Below are 20,019 nucleotides of genomic sequence, written 5' to 3'. Positions count from 1 at the left end.
GTAAGAAAAAGTTTAGAGCATGGCGTCAGCCCATCTGGAGGGCCTGTCCGCGCAGCTCCCCGCGCTCGAAGCGGTAAGGGTCGTACCACTCGACGGGCAGGTCGGTCTTGCCCTTCGTGATGATGTCTGCGACCATCTCCGCAACAGCGGGTGCCATCATGAAGCCGTGTCCACTGAAGCCGGCAGCAATGTAGTAGTCGCTCAGCTCCTCGATTTTTCCGATGGCAGGGTTGCTGTCAGGGGTCTTGGCGTAGTATCCCGCCCAGGTTCTAAGTATGAGGAGCTCCCTCAGGGCGGGGATTATCTTGGTGAAGTAGTAGCTCACCTCGCGCAGAAACTCGTAGGTGGGGTTCAGGTCGTAGGTCGGGCCGAGCTCGTAACCGACACCGCCGACGACACCGCCGTGGGCCGTCTGAGTTAAGTAAGCGTGACCGTACTTGAAGGAGATGACCATCGGCTTTATGGAGCCCTTCTTTATGGGCTGGGTTATGACCGCCTGGTGCTTGTAGGGCTCTATCGGAATCTTCACGCCTATTCCCGCCATGGCGTTGATGAGCTTGGCCCAGGCGTTGGTGGCGTTGATGACGATGCCGGTTTTGATCGTGCCCCTGGTGGTTTTCAGGCCCTTAATCTCGCCGTTCTTGATTATGAAGTCTTTGACCTCAGTGTACTCCACCAGCCTCGCCCCGAACTCCTCGGCGTGGAGGGCGAACTTGGTCGTCGAGTGGAACGGGTCGGCCTTTCCGTCGGTCGGGTTCCAGGAAGCGGCGATAACCTCGCTTATGTCCAGGAGGGGAACTATCTCCTTGGCCTCCTCTGGCGTTATGAGCCTCGTGGGGACGCCGAACCTGTTCTGTATTGCGATGTTGCGCTTGAAGGTCTCCACCTCTTCGTCGTCGTAGAGCAGGAAGAGGTAGCCCGTCTGCTCGAAGGGGAAGCCGTACTCTTCACTATAGCGCTTCCACAGCTCAACCGAGCGCTTCATGACCTGGACGTTCGCCTCGTCGTTGAACTGCTGCCTTATGCCCGTCCCACAGCGGAAGGTAGAACCTGAACCGATGAAGCGCTTCTCTATGACAGTGACTTCCTCACCGCGCTTGGCGAGCTCGTGTGCTATCGTGACCCCAACGATTCCCCCACCGATGATAGTTATTTCGCTCTTTTCCGGAAGCTCCCTCGTCGGCATCTTCAATCCCTCCCTGCGACAACCTTCATCTTCACGTTCTTAATCGGCGGCCTCGCAACGGGAATGTCGAGCCTGTCCATTGGCGTCCCGCTCCTCTGTGAAGTTAGAAGAGCGCCGTTGAAGAGGCAGTACCTTCCTTGGCAGAAGCCCATGGCGAGATGGGTCAGCCTTTTGATTATCTGGAGGTCGGTTATGCCGCTCTTCACGACGTCGTCAACCTTCTTCAGCGTGACCCCACAGCCGCATATCTGCACGTCCTCTCCGCTCAGCTCATCGAGCGGAAGGCGCGGAAGGGGCCTTGCAATCGGCTCGTATTCCTTCAGCTTCTCCTCGTAGACGCACGGCTCCGCCTCAAAGCCGAACTCCTGGAGGAGATACGCCCCAACGAGCCTTCCTTCGAGGTAGTTGGCGTAGTGGGGCTTTATTGAAACGGCGCTTCCGGCGACGTATATTCCATCGCGTATCCTGTGCTGGGAGTTGAGAACCGGCATGTAGTAGCCGCGCTTGAACCTCAGCTTCCCGCCGGCCTGGGTCACGGGGTTGATGTCCGGAATCCTTCCATCGGCCATTATAACCGCATCTACTTCGTAGCTGTTGCCGTTCCAGTCGATGAGGCGCTCCACCCTGTCGTCTCCTTCCACGCGCTTGGGGTTCGGCACCACAACGTACTCGATTCCCCATCGGTCGAGCTCGGCCGTTATCTCCTCCGGAAACGCGCCGACGACGGCGACCTTTTTCCCGGGGGCGACTCCCCAGACGTTGATGACCTCAAGGGCATCTGCTCTCCTGAAGACGCCGGGGTAGTCGTTGTTCTCGAAGAGCATTATCGAGTCAACGGCTCCAGTTGCCAGAACGACGCGCTTGGCCATTATCTCGATGAGCTGGTCGTCCCTAACTGCAGGGACGAGGAAGTATTCGCCCTTATCAAAAACGCCGAGTGCGGCCGTTCCAAGGAAAACACGGGTGTTCTCCGGGAGCTCAGTAAGCTCCTCCAGGGCCTCTTTCGGGTCGCCAAAGCCCTCCTGCTTGACGCCCTTGAGCTTCAGGTCACCGCCGAGCCAGCCCTTTTCCTCGATCAGTGCCGTGGTAAGCCTGCCGCCGATTTCCTTGATGACGCCCAAACCGGCGGGGCCGGCGCCGATAACTGCGACATCAACGACGTACTGGAGGACGGGCTTTCCTTCATCTATTTCAACCTGCTCCTGGAAATCGGTGTAGGTCTGCCTCTCTATCCTCATTCCGTCCGTTACCTTGAGCTTCCTTCCATTGATGTTCTTTACGCCGTTAACAGTGACCGGGACGGGCCCAAATGTGAACGCACCCCTGTGCCTCCCTTCACTGCTCGTCGTGAGCCAGTAAACGCCGTTTGCGAGCATTGCGACGGGGAACTTTTCCCCCTCGTAGGCCTCGTACGGTTTTCCGTCCAGGTAGATTGTAACCTTCTTAGAAGGGTCCTTTTCCGTCAGGTCGAGCGGTCTCATGCTCCCACCTCGAAGAATTTTAGGTCAGCGTTCGAAATTATGCATCAATGTTTATAAACGTTAGGTTGCCCAAAAATGGTTTAGAACCATTGGTTTGGTTTAACACTGAGATGAACCCAGGCCACACTGCCCCAGAAGAGGGAATAAGGAAAAACGTAGAATCAAACCATACCCTTTGCCAGGACGAACTCGGCTACGTTTTCAACCTGGCTCTTGGCCCTGGTTTCGGTGATGCTCTTCTTGTTGGTTCCCTCTATGGGAACCTTCCTGAAGAGCTCCTCGTGGAGCTTAACGACGTCTTCTGGGGGCTTGGTAATGAGGCTGACGACTATGATAATGAAGAGCGTTATGAAGAAGTTGATGAAGAACACCGGGACACCGTTGAACCATGAGCCTATCGTGCCGAAGATTCCGGGGGCATCGGGGTTGAAGGCCCATCCGTAAATCTTCGCCTCAAAGATGACCTCGCTGATGAGGCCGTAGGCCATGCCGACTATTCCGCCCTCCTTGGTGACGCGCTTCCACCACAGGCTCAGTGTGAGTATCGGGCCAAAGCCGACGGCAAGGCCACCCCACGCGGTAGCGACCATCTGGTAGATAACCTTAGGCCCGGTCAGCGCGAACCAGAGGCCAACGATGGCGACGCCGGCGACGACAAGCCTGGAGATGTTAACCATCTGTTTCTTGCCGACCTCCTTGCCGAGGACCTTGTGGTAGAAGTCCCTTGCTATGGCAGAAGATGCCACGAGCAACTGGGAATCAGCAGTGCTCATGACGGCCGATATGATTCCCGCTATGACGAAGCCGGCCAGCCAGCTGGGCATCAGCTCAACGGCCATAGCAGGGATTACCTTCTCCGGGTCGCTGACGTTAAGCATGCCCGCCTGGTACATCGCGAAGCCGAGGAACCCGGCGAAGAAAGCTCCCCAGAGGACAATTATGGTCCAGGTTCCACTAATGAAGATACCCGGCCTTCTGAGCTTCCTCGGGTCTTCAACGCTCATGTAGCGCGTGACTATGTGGGGCTGGCCGAGGTAGCCAACTATCCAGGACGCATAGCCGATTGCAAAGATTATCGCCGCCCAGCCGGTGGCCCCTCCAAACGGGTCGAGCTTTGCCGGATCGGCCTGGGCTATTAGCGCGGTCGCCTTGTCGAAACCTCCTATCTTGGAGAGCGCCAGGAAGGGGACAATTATCAGAGTCAGGAGCATGAACATTGCCTGGACTACGTCCGTCCAGACCACCGCGAAGAAGCCACCGGTTATAACGTAGGCGGTGAGGATTATCACCGTGATGATGATTCCAGTGTTGTCGCTGATTCCGAAGCCCTCCGCAAAGGTCTTTCCGCCGGCAGTAAACTGCGCGGCAACGTATGCGGTCATGAAGATTATGATTATCAGTGCGCTTAGAAGCCTGATCAGCTTGGTGTTGTCTTTCAGCCTGGCTTCCAGGTAGTCTGGAACCGTTATTGCCCTGAACTTACCGGCGTAGATTCTCAGCCTGGGCCCTATGAGGACGTAGTCCGCAAGGGTGCCAAAAAGGCATCCGATACCTGCCCAGAAGGCACCGAGGCCTGCCTTGAAGGCGCTTCCAGGGTAGCCAAGCATCAGCCAGCCCGAGAAGTCGCTGGCCTTGTCGGAGAGGGTTGCAGCCAGAACATGGACTTTTCTCCCACCGACGAAATACTGGTCTTCTGTTTTGGTGTAACGGTTGGCCCACCAACCGATATAAGCGAGCAGAGCCAGGTAGACCAGAAAACCAAAGAGGATACCGCTGTTCATGCCTTACCCTCCTTCTTAAGTTCTTCAACGAGGTCTTCGTCGTAGGCAAGAATCTCTTCGTCCACGTAGTACTCCTTCCCTGTTATTTTGTCCCAGAAACCGTAGAGGAACATCGTTGCTATTCCCAAAAGGGTCGGAACCACTAGCAATGCCCATCCACCGGCACTTAGTCCCATATTGGACCCCCCTGAATACATATGCTGGCTAATGACCAGCGTTGTATATTGTTGCCAAAAAGTTATAAACCTATCGTTAGAAACTATGAGTTGATGTTTTGTGAAGAGCCCAAAATGCCGAGTTAGCACAATACTGGTGCGGTGTTGTGTATGAAGACCGTAAAAGTCATGAAACCCATATTCCGCCCCGAGACGGAATCAAACTTCGTTTTGTATCCCTACAGGGTATACCACCTCAGGCTTTACTACAGAAGGCTCGGAATGAGCGACAGGGTTTTTGATTACTTCGCCTACGTTGACCTATACCGCCTCGGAGCAGAGCGGGGAGAGGGCTTCATTGAACTCCAGAAGTGGGAAGTCGATGAAAAGAACGTGATGGAACCCCTCGTTGACGACGAGGAAGCCAGAATGAAGGCCTTTGAGAGCGCCATAACCTGGGGAAACTCGCGCGTGATTTCGTGGTGGCTCCCGAGGATTGAAGTCGTCCGGGACGAGCTCGCCTACAAGGTCTTCTGGATTTTTGAGAGAGATGGGACTAAGATAATTCTCGACAGCCTCGACGGAAGTGAGTACAGCCTCGACGTCCTAGCAGGAAAAGGGAAGCGAACCTGCAAGGGGCCACTCTGCCGTTAGCGGGCGTGGATTTCCACTATGTCCCCATCTTCGAGCACGTGGTCTGCTCCGACCCTCTGGCCCGGGAACTTAACGCTCTTGCCCCAGACGCGGGCGTAGCGGAAGTTCTTGGCGAAGTCCTTGTGAATCCTCTCGGCTAAGTCCATAACGGTCGAGCCCCTCTTGAGCGCCACCGGCGGATAGGCAGGCTCCTCGCCCGGGCTCTTGGTAAAGACGCGGATGATTCCGGCCAAATCGTAGAGCTCGTCCTTGAGTTCCTCAAGGTTTATGCCCTTCTTTGCAGATATTGGGACGATTTTGAAGCGGTCTCCGTAGGCTTTCACTAAGCGCTCGTAGTTCTCCTTGCTACCTGGGGCGTCGCCCTTGTTGGCTATGATTATCGCCCTCCTCCACACGAGGCTCTCATCAATCGCATCAGAGAACTCCTCAAGCGTCACGGGCTCCTTAACGGTGATTTCAGCGGAGTGTATCCTCTCCTCCCTGAGCATCTTCATGACTTCCTGGATGTCACCCTTGATGTTCTCCTGGCCGTTGATGACGATTCCACCCATGGCCGTCCTCTTTATTTCAACCTTAGGCTTCTTCTTGTTGACCTTTATTCCTGCCCTCTCGAACTCCCGGAGAAGGATTTCCATCTGTTTAATAGGGTCTTTGGACAGGTCAACGACTATAGCTATCGCGTCGGCGTTCCTGATGACGCTGAGGAGCTGGGGCCCCATGCCCTTTCCGAGGGCGGCACCCTCAACGAGGCCCGGAACCTCAACTAGTTGTATCTGGACGTCCTTGTGGTGCATCATTCCGGGGATTGGCTTAACAGTAGTGAAAGCGTAGTCCGCGACCTCGGCATCAACGTTGGTGAGGGCCTTCAGCAGGGAGCTCTTACCGACGTTTGGAAGACCAGCTAAGACTATCTGGGCGGCACCTTCCTTCCTCACCGCTATTGACGGCCCGCCGCCGCCCTTGCGAACCTGCCTCTGCTTCTCAAGCTCTTTTCTCAGCTCGGCCAGCTTTCTCTTTATCTGAAGGCGAAGCTTCTCCGTCCCCTTGTGCTTTGGGACGGTTGCATACATTTTCTCAAGGGCGCGAATCTTCTCCGGAATAGTCTTGGCGTTCCTGTACTCCTCTTCCGCGGCCAGGTATTCCGCTGTCACGTTCGTTGGCATTCCTGCTCACCCCCTGCCAAAGTTAAAAGACTGACGGCATTTTATAAACATATGGTTGCCGAGAATCGGCAAATTTATAAATATTTCCGAAAATTTTCCGTGATGGTGGTGAAAATGACGAGGAGCGGCCTTGATGAAGTCGACAGGAAAATTCTCATGATACTCCAGAAGAACAGCAGAACGCCCCTCCGTGAGATTTCTAAGGAGGTTGGGCTCGCCGAATCAACCATCTACGAGCGCATAAAGAAGTTAAAAGACAGGGGAATAATAAAGAAGTTCACCGTCATTCTCGATCCAGAGGCCCTGAGCTTCAAAATCCTTGCCTTCATTCTGATAAAGGCGAAGGCCGGAATGTACAGCCACGTTGCCGATGAGCTCAAAAAGTACCCTCAGATATGCGAGGTTTACGAGACAACGGGAGACTACGACATGCTCGTCAAAATCAGGACGAAGAGCAGTGAGGAGCTCAACGAGTTCCTGGACAGAATTGGGGAGATAGAGGGCGTGGACTCAACGCACACTATGGTCGTCCTCAAGGCCCACAAGGAGACCACAGAGCTTCCACTTTAACCATTTTTGTCCAGAAAGTGTTATTAAGCACCTGTTTCTATTTCTCTCCGAACGTTAGGGGGTGATTGAAGTGAAGGTTCTGTTTCTCAGTGCCAACGAGTTTGAGGACGTTGAGCTGATTTACCCGCTTCACAGGATAAAAGAAGAGGGCCACGAGGTGTACATAGCAAGCTTTGAGCGCGGGAAGATTACAGGAAAGCACGGCTACACCGTCGAGGTTCAGCTGAGCTTCGACGAGGTTGACCCCGATGAATTCGACGCCCTTGTTCTACCGGGCGGGAGGGCCCCAGAGCGCGTGAGACTAAACGAGAAAGCAGTCTCAATAGCCAAAAAGATGTTCGAGGACGGAAAACCCGTCGCCACCATCTGCCACGGGCCCCAGATACTCATCTCAGCCGGCGTCCTTAAAGGCAGAAGGGGAACGAGCTACGCGGGGATACGGGACGACATGAGGAACGCCGGTGTCGAGTGGGTGGACGAGCCCGTCGTCGTTGACGGCAACTGGGTAAGCTCAAGGCACCCCGGCGACCTCTACGCCTGGATGAGGGAGTTCGTCAAGCTCCTCCGCTGACCCAGGCTTTTCTTTATGACTTTTGCTCTGAAGTGTGGAACTTTTGTCTTCGTTGAAAAGTGCAACCCTCGCCAAGCGTAAACTTTATACGGAAAAGTGAAGACCGTTTCACAGGTGTTGTGCATGAAGCTAAGGGGAGGCCTCGTTGGGGTAGCTCTGGGTGTGGTGATTACGGCATTTCTCCTTGGAGCAACGCTCACAGCCTTGGCCCTCAAAGGGGACGTCCACGTAGGCTGGGTGACTACAAAAAAGGTTGCGGGGGCGGTTGTGGAAGTCGGCGAGTTCAACGCCTCTGCACTAACCGTTAAGGAAGTGGTCGGAGAGGTAGTCATCGTTTCAGCCAACACCTCCAAGATTGTTCTCAAAAGCAACCTCCCGCTGAACTTCACGGTCGAAAAGGGAGTCCTCACCGTTTACTGCCCTCACAGAACGGTATCCAACATTATAGGGACATCTACCAAAAACCTGTGCTCCGACTACACGAACGGCACCGTTATAGTGGAAGTCCCGGAGGGGCTGCTGGGCATTGACGTCTATGATGTCGTTGGAGAAGTCAGGGTGGCCGCTGAAGCCGGCAGTGTCGAGCTCACGGACATCGTCGGAAACGTCGCAGGGACTTCATGGAACGGCTACCGCATCTCCGACGTCGTGGGTGACATCTCCCTCAGGGTCGCGAAGAGGACGACCATAAACGACGTGATTGGAGATATCACCATAACGGTCCCCACGGGGTTTGAGGCGGTCATCGCAGTCGAGGACGGGGACATCATTGGGGACGTGACCAACAGGGCCAGAGGCGACAAAGGCACCGTCCTAATCAGAGTGAACGACATAATCGGTGACATTGTAGTAGGGAATGACTTTTAAGCCCTCACACCCCCCTATTTTTTGGGAAAGAAAAATGAGGGAAAAAAGACTTGTGAGATCCCGTCGGAACAGGGTCTTTCTTGGGGTTATAGGAGGCATAGCGGAGTACCTCGACGTAGACCCAACGCTGCTCAGGGTCATATTCGCCGTCCTGCTGGTGTTCAACCCCGTCGCCATGACACTGCTCTACTTCCTGCTCGCCATCATAATGCCGGAAGAAGAGTGCGAGGGGACTCCTCTCGAAGAGAGGCTCAGCGAGCTGGCGGAGGAAACCGAAAAGCGGGCCAACGAGATAATTTCGAACGGAGACACCAAGACCCTCGCGATAATACTTATAGTGCTCGGCGCGGCCCTCGTGGCAAAGCCCCTGTTCCCCATAATAGTTGGCCCCATAGGGGGAACAACGCTTCTCGCCGTTGTGCTCCTCATCATAGGCATAATACTGCTCGCGGAGGGTGATTGAAGTGAGGACGCTTGGGCTAATCTTCGTTTTCCTCGGGCTCCTTCTCCTGCTGAAGCAGTTCAACCCAGAGCCCATAGCCTGGCTCCAGCCCTACGCGGGGGCGATAAAGGACGCCTTCTGGGGCGTTACGCTGATGGCCCTCGGACTCTACACGCTGACGAAGAAAACCGCCAGAAAAGTCGTGCTGGCCCTCTACCTCATCTACCTGCTCCTGTACCTGGTGGTGTGAATGGAGCGGTGGAAAATCGTCAGGGCCTTCACCCTCGGCCCCCTCCTTGAGGCGGCCATACCAAAGCCCGGCAACGTAAGCCGCTTCAGGGACTTCGAGGATTTGACCTTTTACCACTTCCTCTTCGCCGAGACCGCCGTCACGGGGGTCTATTACGAGGCTGTGAAGACCGCGGAACTCCTGAGAAAGGGCATACTTGAGCCCCGTGAGGCAGGGCTTGGGGAGCTTATAAAACGGGCTGTCAAAGCCTCGCGCGAGGCCCAGGACGCCAACCCCAACTTCGGCATTATCGCACTCTCAATTCCGCTCATCATGGGAATGGCCATTGGGAAAAACATGCTCGACGCTAGGAAAAAGGCGAGGCTCTTGATAGAGGAGTCAACCGTCAGGGACACGATGGAGTTCTACAGGGCGATAAGGATTGCCAACCCCAAGGGAATTCCGAGCGGCGTCAAGTACGACGTCTATTCCGACGACTCCTTCAGGGAGCTTTTCCAGGACGGGATAAACCTGGCGAGGCTCGCCGAGATGAGCTGTGAGAGGGAGATGATATTCTGCGAGTGGCTCAACGAATACGAGCTGAGCTACTCGACCTTCGGCAGGCTCTATGAGCTGATAGGGGAGCTCCCCCTGGAAGACGCCGTCATAAGGGCTTTCGTTGAGATGCTCGCAAACAACCTCGACACGCTCATCGTAAGAAAAGCGGGCGTAGAGGAGGCAAAGCTTGTCCAGGAAAACGCGAGGAAAGTCCTCGACGGAGAGCTGAGCCTGGAGGAGTTCGATGAATTTATGCGGGAGAAGGGCGACCTGAGGAACCCCGGAAGCCTGGCCGACATCATGGCGGTCTCGCTCAGCCTGCTCGTCCTGAGGGGACTGAGGATAGAACTGAGAGACGGAAGGGTTATAGGACGACCTTGAAGCGCTTCGCCCCGCCGAGGCCGAGTCCAAGAGCTTTGCTGTCTATAACAACGGCGTCCCCTTCGAGCTCCTCAAGAACCCGAACCTTCAGCCCGGAAAGCTCAAGGACTTCCTCCCCACCACCGAACTCCTCGTTCACCTGTTCTCTTATGAACTCGTAGGCCTTTTTCCCAACGAGCACAACGTCGGGCTCGTACCCGTCAAGCCTCAGCTCGTTTGCCTTCTCCTCAACAGAGCTCAGAACACGTATCAGGTCTCCGCGCATTTTCGACACCGGACATAGTTCAACAGAAAAGATTTAAGGGTTTTGGAAATCAAAGGCCAAAAGCCCCCTTAATGCCGTTTATAATCATCTGGACGGCCATGGAGGTCAGTATCAGACCCATCATCCTCGTCATTACCTTTATGCCCACCCTGCCGAGGCGCGCCTTTATCACGTTGGCGGAGCAGAGGACGAGCCATACTGTAATGCCGATCAGGATTATACCCAACAGGACAACGGCCCTTTCCATGACGCCGCCTGCCTTCGCCATGTAAAGCATCACCGTCGTTATCGCACCCGGGCCCGAGATTAGAGGGATTGCAAGGGGAATTATCGCGACCTCCTCAAGTGTAACGACTTCCTCGTCAAACTCCTCGGTCTCCTCGGTGCTTATCTTAACCGAGGATAGCTTGCCCGATAGCATATCCATTGCCATTCTGAAGAGCAGGATTCCCCCTGCTATGGCGAAGGCATCAACGCTCGAACCGAAGAACCGGAAAATCCACTGGCCTATGAGGGCAAAAACCACCAGGGTCACAATAACTGTTATGGCGGTTTTTGTGGCTATCTCTCTCCTCTCGCGTACGCTGAGGTCGTGGGTAATGCCGAGAAACACTGGCACGGCTCCAATAGGGTTCGTTATCGCGAACAGACCGCCGTACAGTATTATAAGATACTTGAGAACGGCAACGATATCCCCCATGACACCACCAACCGGGGACGATAGCTTGTCTTTAAAAAGCTAATGGGGCCATTACGATAGAGCATTGCACATCGAAAAACTTTTTAAAGTTTCCAGCGTTACTTTTTATGGTGATACTTTGGGGCACACCATCTACTATAAAACCGATGTAAGGATGTGGGAGCAGTTCAGCGGCTTCCTTGAGAGGATATCCAACGGACTGGGATACACATTAACAGTCACGAAAACGTCGGCAACTCTGGAACCAGACAATCCCCGGGTCGAGCCCTTAATCATAGAAAAGAAAGGGTTCGGATTCGCAAAGACCAACCTGATAGAGCCCCACCACTCAATCTACCTGCTCGTCCTTCACTCGGTGGCGTTCTTCGGCTCGGTGGAGCTCTGGGAGGACTGAGGGAGATAGACCTCGATTATCCGCACCGGCCTTGCACTGCGGAAGGTTCGGTCTTCCACGAGGACTTTAACGACCCTTCCGGGCTCAGCGTCCGGAACCGCGGGGAGCCAGTAGCGCCCAGGCTTGACGTTTGCAGCTATGTCGTCGTGGACAAAGACTTTGATAACATCATTCTTAACTTCCTCGACGACGCCGTAGGTGTAGTCCCTGCCGAAGGTTCTCTTGAAGTACCAGCGGAAGATTAAGACAAGAGCCGCCACAGAGAGTATGTAAAGGTAGACGTAGACGATACCCCCCGCGTAAAGCCTGACGAGAGAGTACCCAAAAAACGCAAGGAAGGAAAGCGCAGAAAGCACCGCGTAGAAGACCTGATATGGCTTCTTGTCCAGGAGAAAGTCCCCATAACGGCGAAGGAGGTAGCGCAGGTAAAGAAAGTAGGGAGCCGCAACCACAATGAGCCACAGGGGATTTCTAGTCAAAAAGACCAGGGCAAAGTTGAGAAAGAGATACAGCAGAAAGCACAGCTGGAGGTGGAGGCTGAAAAGTTCGTGTAGAGTGACATTGGACTTGACAAACCGACCAGTAAAGCCAAAGCTCGGCGGGTTCTCTGAAGGCTCCGGGAAAATAAAAGACCTGACGGCAGAGACGATGCGCTCTACACTTTCACCTATTGAGTAAAGGAACTCATCGAAGCTCATTTCACATCACCCTGAACCTACTGGAACGAGCAGGTCGTTTGTGTATGGGCCAAAGATAAGGCTGGCGGTTGAGGGGGTTAAGTAAAAATTCTGGTCCAAGACCGAAGTTGATGTTATTCCTCCCGTGGCGGAGATACCGAGGACCTGCATCGCGTTTGGGTCGTCGCCGGCGTAGTTCAGGTAGTCTAGGTATATATAGTCAACGGCCGGTTGTTTGCGGATTAAAAAGTTGAGGTTCGCAGGCAGATTCCTTGGGAGGATAAAGCTAACAAGTCCTATGGGGTATTTAACGCGTCCGTAGACTGCCTTCTGCATTGCCTGGGCGAGGGCAAGGTAACGGGCCCTGTGAGCCGTGCTTCCCCCCTCAAGGCGCTCAAAGAACGAGGGTGCTCCCGCGACGCCGAAGTAACGAGCGTTGACAACACAGCTTATGAAAGGCTGGATGTCGAAGACTTTGACGCTTACGTAGTTGCCGGAGGGGGGCCTCTGCTGGGGAGCGCTCAGCAGGGGGGTGAGAACCCGGTAGGGATACGGGCCCCAGAAGACCCACTCAAAGTTGGCCGAGTTATCGTCGCTGTTATTGACCACGAGGTACACGCTCAGGTTGCCGGCGGGCACCACGCCCACGTCTGCATTCGAGTTCTGAGAGAAAGCGGAACCCGGCTCGTGGGTGAAGTTAAAGACCAGCGTGGACGAGGACAAAATATCCACTTCGTAGCGGTTTGGAGCGTCCACTGACCATGTTCCCGTCTGATACTTTGAAAGAACGTCCTTCCAGTTCTTGAGTATGAAGAGTCTTCCCGCCGTCGTCCAGTTGTCAACGAGCTGGAACGACACCGGAACGGCAGAGGTGAGACGCTCAACGCCCTCAGAGATGTAGCGGAGGTCGAGATACTTTCTGACATAGATGAAATCGTATTCAGTGGGCCCTTTGTAGAACTGGCCAAGGCCGATTGCTGTGTTGTCGCTAGCATATATATCATTAAGAACTCCATAGTAGTAACTGACCACGTTCTGACTTCTCCAGTTCCAGACAAAAGGAGTTACATCCTGGTACGTTATGACGCTAGCATAATAGTCACCGAGGTAATAATAATTGTAGATTTCAATCTCCATGTAACTCCAGGTTTTCTTTGTGTAGCTACCTCCACCGGCTAGTCCATCATCAAAATCCCCAGTATTAACATTAAAATCTCCAAGATGTCCATAATTCCCAATGATATGCTCCATCCAGCCCCATCCAGTTGAGTCTATGTACCACATCCAAAAGGGCTGGTTTTTGATGTAAACTCTCATTCCAACAACGTAGCTAGCCGGGAACGTCTTCTTCGTCCAGAGCCAGACGTCAGGGTTACCTGCCTTGTTGTTTCCTTCTAGACTCAAGATTCCATTACTCACGGAGTAGCTTCCGCGTGGGTTCTTAACGTTCCACTTTGAAGTGTCCAGCGAATCGCCGCTGAAGTCGTCGAAGAACTCGAATACTCCGTCTCCGTTTCCTCTGGTTAGCGGGAGCTCGTCGCCGAACTTAATGTAGACATCACCCGGCAAGTCCGTCCTGACCCATATTATAGCACCACCATCGTCCCAGTATTCAATCCAGAACGGGATTTCAGTAGTGAAATCAGAATCCGAGTAGACTCTAATCCGGGCCATATTACCGGAATGGGGAACGAGCGATGCCCACGTTGAGTTTAGGTACACTGGAACCTGAACGTCAGCGACACCGAAGGGATAATTCAAGGCGACGTGCAGAACGTTCGCAGGGCCTTCAACGGGCGTCGTTACCTCAATACCTCCGTTGAAGTCCGAATTCTTATCCCCATTAACTTGGTAGCGCACGAAGACCGGCTCAGTGGTGTTGAACAAGAATACGCGCTGGCCCGGGCTGAGGGTAACGTTCGTGTAGTAGTTGTCCCCGACAACATTCGAAAGGTAGCCCCTGCTCGGCTGAACCTGGGAACCGGGTGAGTAGTAAATATAGTAATCAGTCCCCGTCACGTTGAGCCATATGAGGACCTCGCTTGAGTCCCACTTTTCAATCCAGTAACTGGCGGGCTGACAGGTGGAGGTGTATATTCTCATCTCAGCAAGGGACCCGCTGTGAGAGATTTCCGAAAACGGCACGGAGGAGGGGTCGAACTTAAGGAGGACAAGGCTGCGGTTGGCAATCCCCGAGAGCCGGAACCCCACGCGTTTGTTGAAGTTTTCATCGCACCAATTAACACTCTGATCTGCCCTTCCTGAGAAAACCAGAACTCCCATGTCCCCATCTCCAAGAATTGAGGACGGGGAAACGAGGGAACCGTTTATGGAGGTTTCAAAGACGTAGGGAACTGCAGGGACAGTGCTCGGCTTGTCCATTAGAACGTATGCAAGGGCTCCTTCCCCGGGATAGGTGTCGCCGTAGTACACCCTATCGCTGGAGATTACCGGCGAAAACGGGGCGGCAAACTTGAGGGGATACGTACTCGGGTCACTGCCGTAGCCAGTGAGGAGGTAGTATGGCGGTGTGAGGTTGGGATAAGCGAAGGAACACGGTTTGACGACCCTCGACATTCTGCCTTTAGTTAAGTGCGCAACCAATGGGTCTTCAAGGTCGGTTATCGGGACAACAACATAAAGAGAGCCCCTCGGGGGAATGCTCGAGTTGTAGACTATCTTCCCGGAAGTGTCCTCTATGACAACCTGGGGAATCGTGACGTTTGCAACGATGTGGAACGAATCAAGCGGAGCTATCGTTAAATGAATGTTGTCAATTATCTCGGAAGGTGGGGTAACCATCCTATAACCCATGGTCGCTAGGTAGTCCCTCACGTTGTTCAGCCATTCGAGCAGGGTTGCGTTGCCCATGAACTGCCTTTCCCTGGAAATCCAATCAGCGCCGGCAGAGCTTATCTGAGAGTAACTTCCGTATTTAACCAGGTTTTCCAGTGCAAGCTGGGCGTCGTCCAAGGGTTCAACGGTCGTTGTGTATGCAATACCCAGAACCAACGCGCGCTGAAGGGAGAGCCTCATAACGTTCTGAAGGTCGAGCTGGAGGTATGAGACAACGTCCTGGGTCGTTTTCAAACGGATCGCCTGCGACTGCGCCTGAAGGATGTAAGAAGTAACGTTGCTGTACGTGGCGAGTAACAGGAGTAGGGGTATGAGCAGAACGAGAGCCGTTGAGTTTATTATAAAACCTCGCCTTTTCATCCTCCCACCCTCCATATCCTAAGGGTCACGGTTATCGGGGATATGGACCTCGGAACGCCGGGCAGGGAAACGTAGTCTATGAGCGTGTCCCCGAGGTTCACAAGGACTGGCTTTGTACAGCCATCTCCCCCGAGGTTCCTGAAAAGCCTGAGCACTGCGTCATCAACCGCGTACTTGGTTGGGTCCAGCTGGCAGGCGGTGATGTTCACGTACTCCCCGGATGTTACGGCATCCGGGCTTCCAACGACGATTGAAGCAGTGTGATGTTGTCCCCCAATCTTGTAAACGTAGGTCAGGTTGTACGCCTTAACACTTGGGTACCCCTGCATAAGGTACGGCTTCACGTCGCCGTAAGGGGCGTAGGCGTTGAGGAGATAGACAACGGAAGCCAAGGTGTACTTCGGAGCAACGTAGTAACAGCGCCCAAAGTTGAGTCTGAAGGCGTTCCGCCCAGTATGAAGGGCATCCCTAACGATTTTGTTCTGATAGTCCCTCGTGACCCTTGTGTACCCCCATCTGGCAAAGGCGTCTACGAAGGGGTTATAATCCGGGGCATAGTAAAGGGTTCTCCAAGAGTTCGTTGATGAGTTCATTAAGACTGAAACCTTCTGAAGGCACTCTCTGAAAGAAGAATGGTACCATGGAAGCTGAAATGTAACGTACAGAGGAACCGCGTACTCCGGTATATCCCACACCCATTCCGCATTGTGATAGAAGTAATCTAAGGCGGAACCACCCCAATAGGAATACGGAGGTATGACCTCTGTAACGTCAACAGAGTACAGGCTCATGGCAGTAAACGGTATGTAATCGGCATAAACGTATGAGTTCTTTCCGTCCAAGTGTAACTCGCCACTCCCCTCCCAGGTAACGTCAAGTAGTATCGTAAAATACGTTCCGGACAGGTCAGAGTAGCTGTAACCCATTTCGTGAATGATGTTCGCAAGTGTTGTGTTTGTGGCAACAAAGTATTCACCCACCCTCGTGAGGGAAAAGCTCCTCGATACACTCCCATAGATTCTAATCGCGGCTGTTACAGTTTTAATATTTTGACCAGCTATCTTAATGCTCAGGTCGGTAAGGTTACCGGGGGCAAAAACGTACTTCTCTATGTGAATGGAGTCATTTGCCCTAACATCAGCAAATGGGTAGTAGTGAGGATACTTAAAGGTGGACGCTTGGGGCGTCTCATACGTTATTATGATATGCTGGGCACCATCCTCACCAGATACGCCACCCCAGTTATATACCTCAACGGTAAAGTTCGTGTCAGTACTCTCATTTACGCTCTTCTGCACGTTCTCAACCAAGTTGCAGTTTCCGCTCCCATCGTCGGTAATTTCCTCAAAGGTCATGATGTTCCCTTGAGGGAAGCAACTGACAGATTTTCCGTTGATATAGGCGTAGTAATTGGAATCGACGACAGCAGCCTCAAAGTACCAGGTGACATTGAGAATCTTCGTGCCGAGTGGAAACTGGCTGGTGGGTATTATGTAAGTTATCCGAATCCACTTTCCACTGTGCTGGGTTGCTACATAGTCGCCCTGGTAAACGTAGCTAGTAACTTTGGCCTTCAGCTTGCTGAGGAAAGCCCTGGCAACGTATCCCCTGGGGGTCTGGTTGTATGAGTAACCGCTAAGCACGAGAGTTGCCGCGGAAACATCCCTTGCAAGGGAGTAGTTGTAAGAGCCCCTGCTCATAAAGGCGTTCGTCCAGTTGTTTATGAGAAGCTCATAGTTGTAGCCCCCAAGCGTTGAGTTTAGGATGTACCCGAGGATTATGGAGGCCTTCTTTTTGTAGTCCTGCCCGGGATAGATAGGGCTCACGGCCCAGTATGTGGCGGCTATCTCGAGGGGGCTCATATCAGGGGTAACCAGGGTCGTGTTCAAAACAGGGTCTGAACCAGACTCCCAGTCATCTATCACGCTTGCGGGAACGAGCTGGCTCAGCGGAACGGTTCTAAGCAGTTTTAGCATCGCGTTCGCATTGTCGAGCTCACTCATCCTCATCTGGGTTTTGTAAACCGACTGAACCTGACTCTCGGCCGTGGTTATAGCCGTTATCATTATCAGAACAAGAAAGAGTGCCAGCACGGCATCAAGCGTGAACACAAATCCCCGCCTCATCTCTCATCCCACACCCACAGTTTTACAAGGAGGGGCTCGTACATCGGGCTAAGAAGAACCCCTATGTCACCTTCATCAACCATCTTAACGGGCTGTGTGAAAGCATTTGAGTACAGGTACATGAGCACGGGCCGACCCGCACCCGTGGGGGCGCTGAACACGTCACCCCAGGGAATGGTGAGGGAGTCACCGGAGCCCCTGTAAGCTGCCACCGTTGTTACGGTACCGCCGGCGAGCTTCCACATTTGGCCCATCACGGTGGGGGTTTTTGAGGTTTTCCAGACGCCCAGAGCCTTCAAGTCTCCACCATCAACTATCACCATGAGGAGGTAACCCGTCTCGTTGGGAATGACGAACCTCAGAAGGGCATAGCTGGGAATCGGATACCTGAGGACACCCCCGAGTAGTATATCCTCGGAATTACCGGTAATCCAGATGGTTCTGTTGTACTTGAAGAGACTCATCACCGTGTTCCTCTCCGAGTACGAGACCCAGTCAGAGGCGTTCATCGCGGCAAACACCCTAGAAATGTCGGCCGGGTTCACGAGGAAAGAGCCGTTGAGGTACGCAACACGGTTCCAGACCTGACTTCCATTTAGCTGTTGGGGGTAGGTGTAGTTGCCCTCGATGTGAGAAACTGTTAGGGGCTGACCCTGACCGTAGCTGAGACAATCGGGGGGAGAAGGGGGCCTCCAATCGGGGGACAGGGGATAGCCGTTGACCGTAAGAACTTTGGAATTATATACTATTCCCGCGGGGGTTCCCTGAACTTTCTCCCATCCATTGCCGGTCCTCCTGTACCAGACCCCCGTCTGGTTGGAGGCGTACCAGATGCCGTTAACACGGACGTAAACGTTTCCAGGACTGGACCCGGCGATACCAACATTTATGCTGACCGATGCACCGGTTATGTCAATCATATAGGGATTGGACGTGTTACCGTAGATTATCAGGTCCTTTGCTATGTCAATATCCCTTGAACCCCCTCCAAGGACCACCAGAGCTCCAAGGACGTAGGCGTTGCCAGCAACGTGAACGGTACCGGCACCTCGTATTATCCAGTCACCACCAATGGCCAGGTAGGGGTACTCCTGAGAGGGAGGATAGTGACCGACGTCTACTGTGATGGAGCCCCTGGTATCAACGCCCACCGGACCAACTATACAGAGGTGAGAGGAGGCTGTGATATCCGTGGACCCCCTAACGTCGAGCGGGGAACAGGGAATTATCGTGGGGTCATCGAAGGAAAGCTGAGCGCTTCCCGTTATTGAGCAACTCCCGTTATACACGTTGAACCCCGGAGGAACACCCCCGCCCACGTTCGGGTTCCACGAGAAATTGGCCTTGAATGCCCACTTACCCAGGTAAAAGTCAAGAAGGAACGGATGCCCCAGGCTGAGGTTTGAAAGGGCATGTCCCCATCTCGAATCGTTGTTCTCAAGGAGATTAAAGAATGCAACAGCTTTGTCGTAATCCACGTACTGGTCAGAATACGCCCTGAGGCCAGGGACTACAAGTGAAGAGGAATCCTCGCTCCAGTTCGGTGGGCTTCCCGGACTTTTAAGGAGCACGTCGAGCATGGTATCTGGAATGCTGGTTCTATCGTACCAGCCGAGGAGGCTCGTAAGGCCGGACTTTAGGTTGTCAGAGGTAGCGCTAACCGCACCTAACATGAAGATGATGATAACGACCGCGAGGAGGGCATCAAAGCTCAGGAGCTGACCACGCTTCATCTCACCACCACCGTTAGGTTAATTCCCATCTCGCCGTAATACAGCTTATTACCCGCGAGCCTAAAGCCAGGAACCGAGGATAGTTTAAGTCTGAGAAAGTCTGTAACGTTGCCTATAAAGGCAGGCTTGGTGGCGGAGTCCGGATACGAGTACACCATCGAAACGTCGAGCGTATCGTTTACCTGAACCACTGTGAGGTCAACAAACCTGCATTCGACCGGAGTGTAGTTCCAGAGCTCGACGATATTGTTAAGGGGTGCGTGGGTCGAATCGTTAACGACGACACCTGTGTTGAGGTACGTACAGACGTCCGAACCAGCGGTTCTAAAAGCGTACACCACGGAGACTCCATTATTCACATCAACAGCGGAGGAGACAAGGTAAACTATCCCAGTTATGAGTATCGCAACTACGAAAAGCAACTCCACAGCGGTCTGACCCTTATGCCGTAACCGTGACCTCGACACCATCTGGAAGCCTCCGTGATTTTATTTTAAACTCCTCGCGGGAAGGTGTCAGAACAACAGAACTATCCACGCCAGGGAAAACCTGAAGCTCTTGAATCACAACATAGTCTCTCCCATCTATGTGGGCCTTCACTATGAGACGGCCATCCGACTTTAAAGTGACGTTGATCAAGTCTCCAGGCTGGAGCTCCAATGGAGCAGTCTTCATCACGGTCATGCCTGGGGCCGCGTAGAGTCTCGCAACGGTTCCTCTCAGGTCTAGGGCAAAGGCCTTAAGCTGTGTTGAAGCCCCAACGACCTCCGCTTCCGCCTTCTCACTCAGGGCAACGTTCATTACGCTGAGCATTGTTATTGAGATTATCGTTACTGCAAAGAGCAAGTCAAGGCTTATCTGACCCCTCAT

General features: G+C 53.5%; 21 protein-coding genes. 8 read left to right on the top strand and 13 right to left on the bottom strand.

The features are described 5' to 3' along the window. Positions 1–25: 25 nt before the first annotated feature. The 4 genes from TEU_RS04060 to TEU_RS04045 all read right to left on the bottom strand — a co-directional run bounded on the left by TEU_RS04060 (position 26) and on the right by TEU_RS04045 (position 4,624). Positions 26–1,186 (bottom strand): NAD(P)/FAD-dependent oxidoreductase, encoded by a 1,161-nt coding sequence (locus TEU_RS04060; RefSeq protein ID WP_050002573.1) that lies wholly within the window; start codon positions 1,184–1,186, stop codon positions 26–28. A 2-nt stretch (positions 1,187–1,188) separates the two neighbouring features. After that, positions 1,189–2,667: an FAD-dependent oxidoreductase gene (locus tag TEU_RS04055; RefSeq protein WP_050002572.1), complete on the bottom strand. Its 1,479-nt coding sequence runs from the start codon at positions 2,665–2,667 to the stop codon at positions 1,189–1,191. A 161-nt stretch (positions 2,668–2,828) separates the two neighbouring features. Next, positions 2,829–4,448: a sodium/proline symporter gene (locus TEU_RS04050; protein ID WP_050002571.1), complete on the bottom strand. Its 1,620-nt coding sequence runs from the start codon at positions 4,446–4,448 to the stop codon at positions 2,829–2,831. Continuing rightward, positions 4,445–4,624: a hypothetical protein gene (locus TEU_RS04045; RefSeq protein ID WP_050002570.1), complete on the bottom strand. Its 180-nt coding sequence runs from the start codon at positions 4,622–4,624 to the stop codon at positions 4,445–4,447. Before TEU_RS04045 ends, TEU_RS04050 begins: the two co-directional genes overlap by 4 nt. Positions 4,625–4,774: 150 nt before the next feature. Here TEU_RS04045 and TEU_RS04040 point away from each other — a divergent pair, with 150 nt between their 5' ends. Then, a complete protein-coding gene (locus tag TEU_RS04040; protein ID WP_050002569.1) occupies positions 4,775–5,257 on the top strand; it encodes a hypothetical protein in 483 nt (160 codons plus the stop codon). Here TEU_RS04040 and TEU_RS04035 read toward each other — a convergent pair. Further along, positions 5,254–6,420: an OBG GTPase family GTP-binding protein gene (locus TEU_RS04035; RefSeq protein ID WP_050002568.1), complete on the bottom strand. Its 1,167-nt coding sequence runs from the start codon at positions 6,418–6,420 to the stop codon at positions 5,254–5,256. The two genes, TEU_RS04040 and TEU_RS04035, sit on opposite strands and share 4 nt — an antisense overlap. 114 nt (positions 6,421–6,534) lie before the next feature. Here TEU_RS04035 and TEU_RS04030 point away from each other — a divergent pair, with 114 nt between their 5' ends. From TEU_RS04030 to TEU_RS04005, 6 genes are all read left to right on the top strand, one after another. After that, positions 6,535–6,990 carry an Lrp/AsnC family transcriptional regulator gene (locus TEU_RS04030; RefSeq protein ID WP_050002567.1) on the top strand — a complete coding sequence of 152 codons (456 nt, stop codon included), beginning with the start codon at positions 6,535–6,537 and terminating at the stop codon, positions 6,988–6,990. Between the two features lie 70 nt (positions 6,991–7,060). Beyond that, positions 7,061–7,561 (top strand): deglycase PfpI, encoded by a 501-nt coding sequence (pfpI, locus tag TEU_RS04025; RefSeq protein ID WP_050002566.1) that lies wholly within the window; start codon positions 7,061–7,063, stop codon positions 7,559–7,561. Between the two features lie 123 nt (positions 7,562–7,684). Continuing rightward, a complete protein-coding gene (locus tag TEU_RS04020) occupies positions 7,685–8,428 on the top strand; it encodes a hypothetical protein (RefSeq protein ID WP_050002565.1) in 744 nt (247 codons plus the stop codon). Positions 8,429–8,480: 52 nt separating this feature from the next. Then, positions 8,481–8,891 (top strand): PspC domain-containing protein, encoded by a 411-nt coding sequence (locus TEU_RS04015; protein WP_081947257.1) that lies wholly within the window; start codon positions 8,481–8,483, stop codon positions 8,889–8,891. A gap of 1 nt (position 8,892) precedes the next feature. Further along, positions 8,893–9,120 (top strand): hypothetical protein, encoded by a 228-nt coding sequence (locus tag TEU_RS04010; protein WP_050002563.1) that lies wholly within the window; start codon positions 8,893–8,895, stop codon positions 9,118–9,120. Then, the gene (locus TEU_RS04005) at positions 9,121–10,038 is read left to right on the top strand and encodes a triphosphoribosyl-dephospho-CoA synthase (protein WP_050002562.1); all 918 of its coding nucleotides are present in this window, start codon (positions 9,121–9,123) and stop codon (positions 10,036–10,038) included. It begins immediately after the preceding gene. On the opposite strand, the gene TEU_RS04000 is transcribed toward TEU_RS04005, so the two are convergent. Continuing rightward, positions 10,022–10,303 (bottom strand): family 4A encapsulin nanocompartment shell protein, encoded by a 282-nt coding sequence (locus TEU_RS04000; protein WP_050002561.1) that lies wholly within the window; start codon positions 10,301–10,303, stop codon positions 10,022–10,024. The genes TEU_RS04005 and TEU_RS04000 overlap by 17 nt on opposite strands. Positions 10,304–10,352: 49 nt before the next feature. Continuing rightward, positions 10,353–11,003, bottom strand: coding sequence for a neutral amino acid NAAT transporter SnatA (snatA, locus tag TEU_RS03995; RefSeq protein WP_174412693.1), 651 nt, complete (start codon positions 11,001–11,003; stop codon positions 10,353–10,355). Between the two features lie 118 nt (positions 11,004–11,121). Here snatA and TEU_RS03990 point away from each other — a divergent pair, with 118 nt between their 5' ends. Beyond that, on the top strand, positions 11,122–11,397 hold the full coding sequence (locus TEU_RS03990; protein WP_050002560.1) for a hypothetical protein: 276 nt from the start codon (positions 11,122–11,124) through the stop codon (positions 11,395–11,397). Here the strand turns inward: TEU_RS03990 and TEU_RS03985 are convergent. The 6 genes from TEU_RS03985 to TEU_RS03960 are packed head-to-tail and all read right to left on the bottom strand — an operon-like array spanning position 11,352 to position 20,019. Next, complete coding sequence (locus TEU_RS03985; protein ID WP_050002559.1) at positions 11,352–12,095, bottom strand: DUF2101 family protein; 744 nt, start codon at positions 12,093–12,095, stop codon at positions 11,352–11,354. The two genes, TEU_RS03990 and TEU_RS03985, sit on opposite strands and share 46 nt — an antisense overlap. A 6-nt stretch (positions 12,096–12,101) precedes the next feature. Then, a complete protein-coding gene (locus TEU_RS03980; RefSeq protein ID WP_050002558.1) occupies positions 12,102–15,290 on the bottom strand; it encodes a DUF2341 domain-containing protein in 3,189 nt (1,062 codons plus the stop codon). Further along, positions 15,287–17,416, bottom strand: a complete 2,130-nt coding sequence (locus tag TEU_RS03975; protein ID WP_050002557.1) for a hypothetical protein — start codon at positions 17,414–17,416, stop codon at positions 15,287–15,289. Before TEU_RS03975 ends, TEU_RS03980 begins: the two co-directional genes overlap by 4 nt. After that, on the bottom strand, positions 17,413–19,149 hold the full coding sequence (locus tag TEU_RS03970) for a hypothetical protein (protein ID WP_050002556.1): 1,737 nt from the start codon (positions 19,147–19,149) through the stop codon (positions 17,413–17,415). Before TEU_RS03970 ends, TEU_RS03975 begins: the two co-directional genes overlap by 4 nt. Continuing rightward, positions 19,146–19,619: a hypothetical protein gene (locus TEU_RS03965; RefSeq protein ID WP_050002555.1), complete on the bottom strand. Its 474-nt coding sequence runs from the start codon at positions 19,617–19,619 to the stop codon at positions 19,146–19,148. Before TEU_RS03965 ends, TEU_RS03970 begins: the two co-directional genes overlap by 4 nt. After that, positions 19,591–20,019: a hypothetical protein gene (locus TEU_RS03960; protein WP_050002554.1), complete on the bottom strand. Its 429-nt coding sequence runs from the start codon at positions 20,017–20,019 to the stop codon at positions 19,591–19,593. Before TEU_RS03960 ends, TEU_RS03965 begins: the two co-directional genes overlap by 29 nt.

Source organism: Thermococcus eurythermalis, assembly GCF_000769655.1.
GTDB classification, from domain to species: Archaea; Methanobacteriota_B; Thermococci; order Thermococcales; family Thermococcaceae; genus Thermococcus; species Thermococcus eurythermalis.
This window is presented reverse-complemented; position numbering and strand designations above follow the sequence as displayed.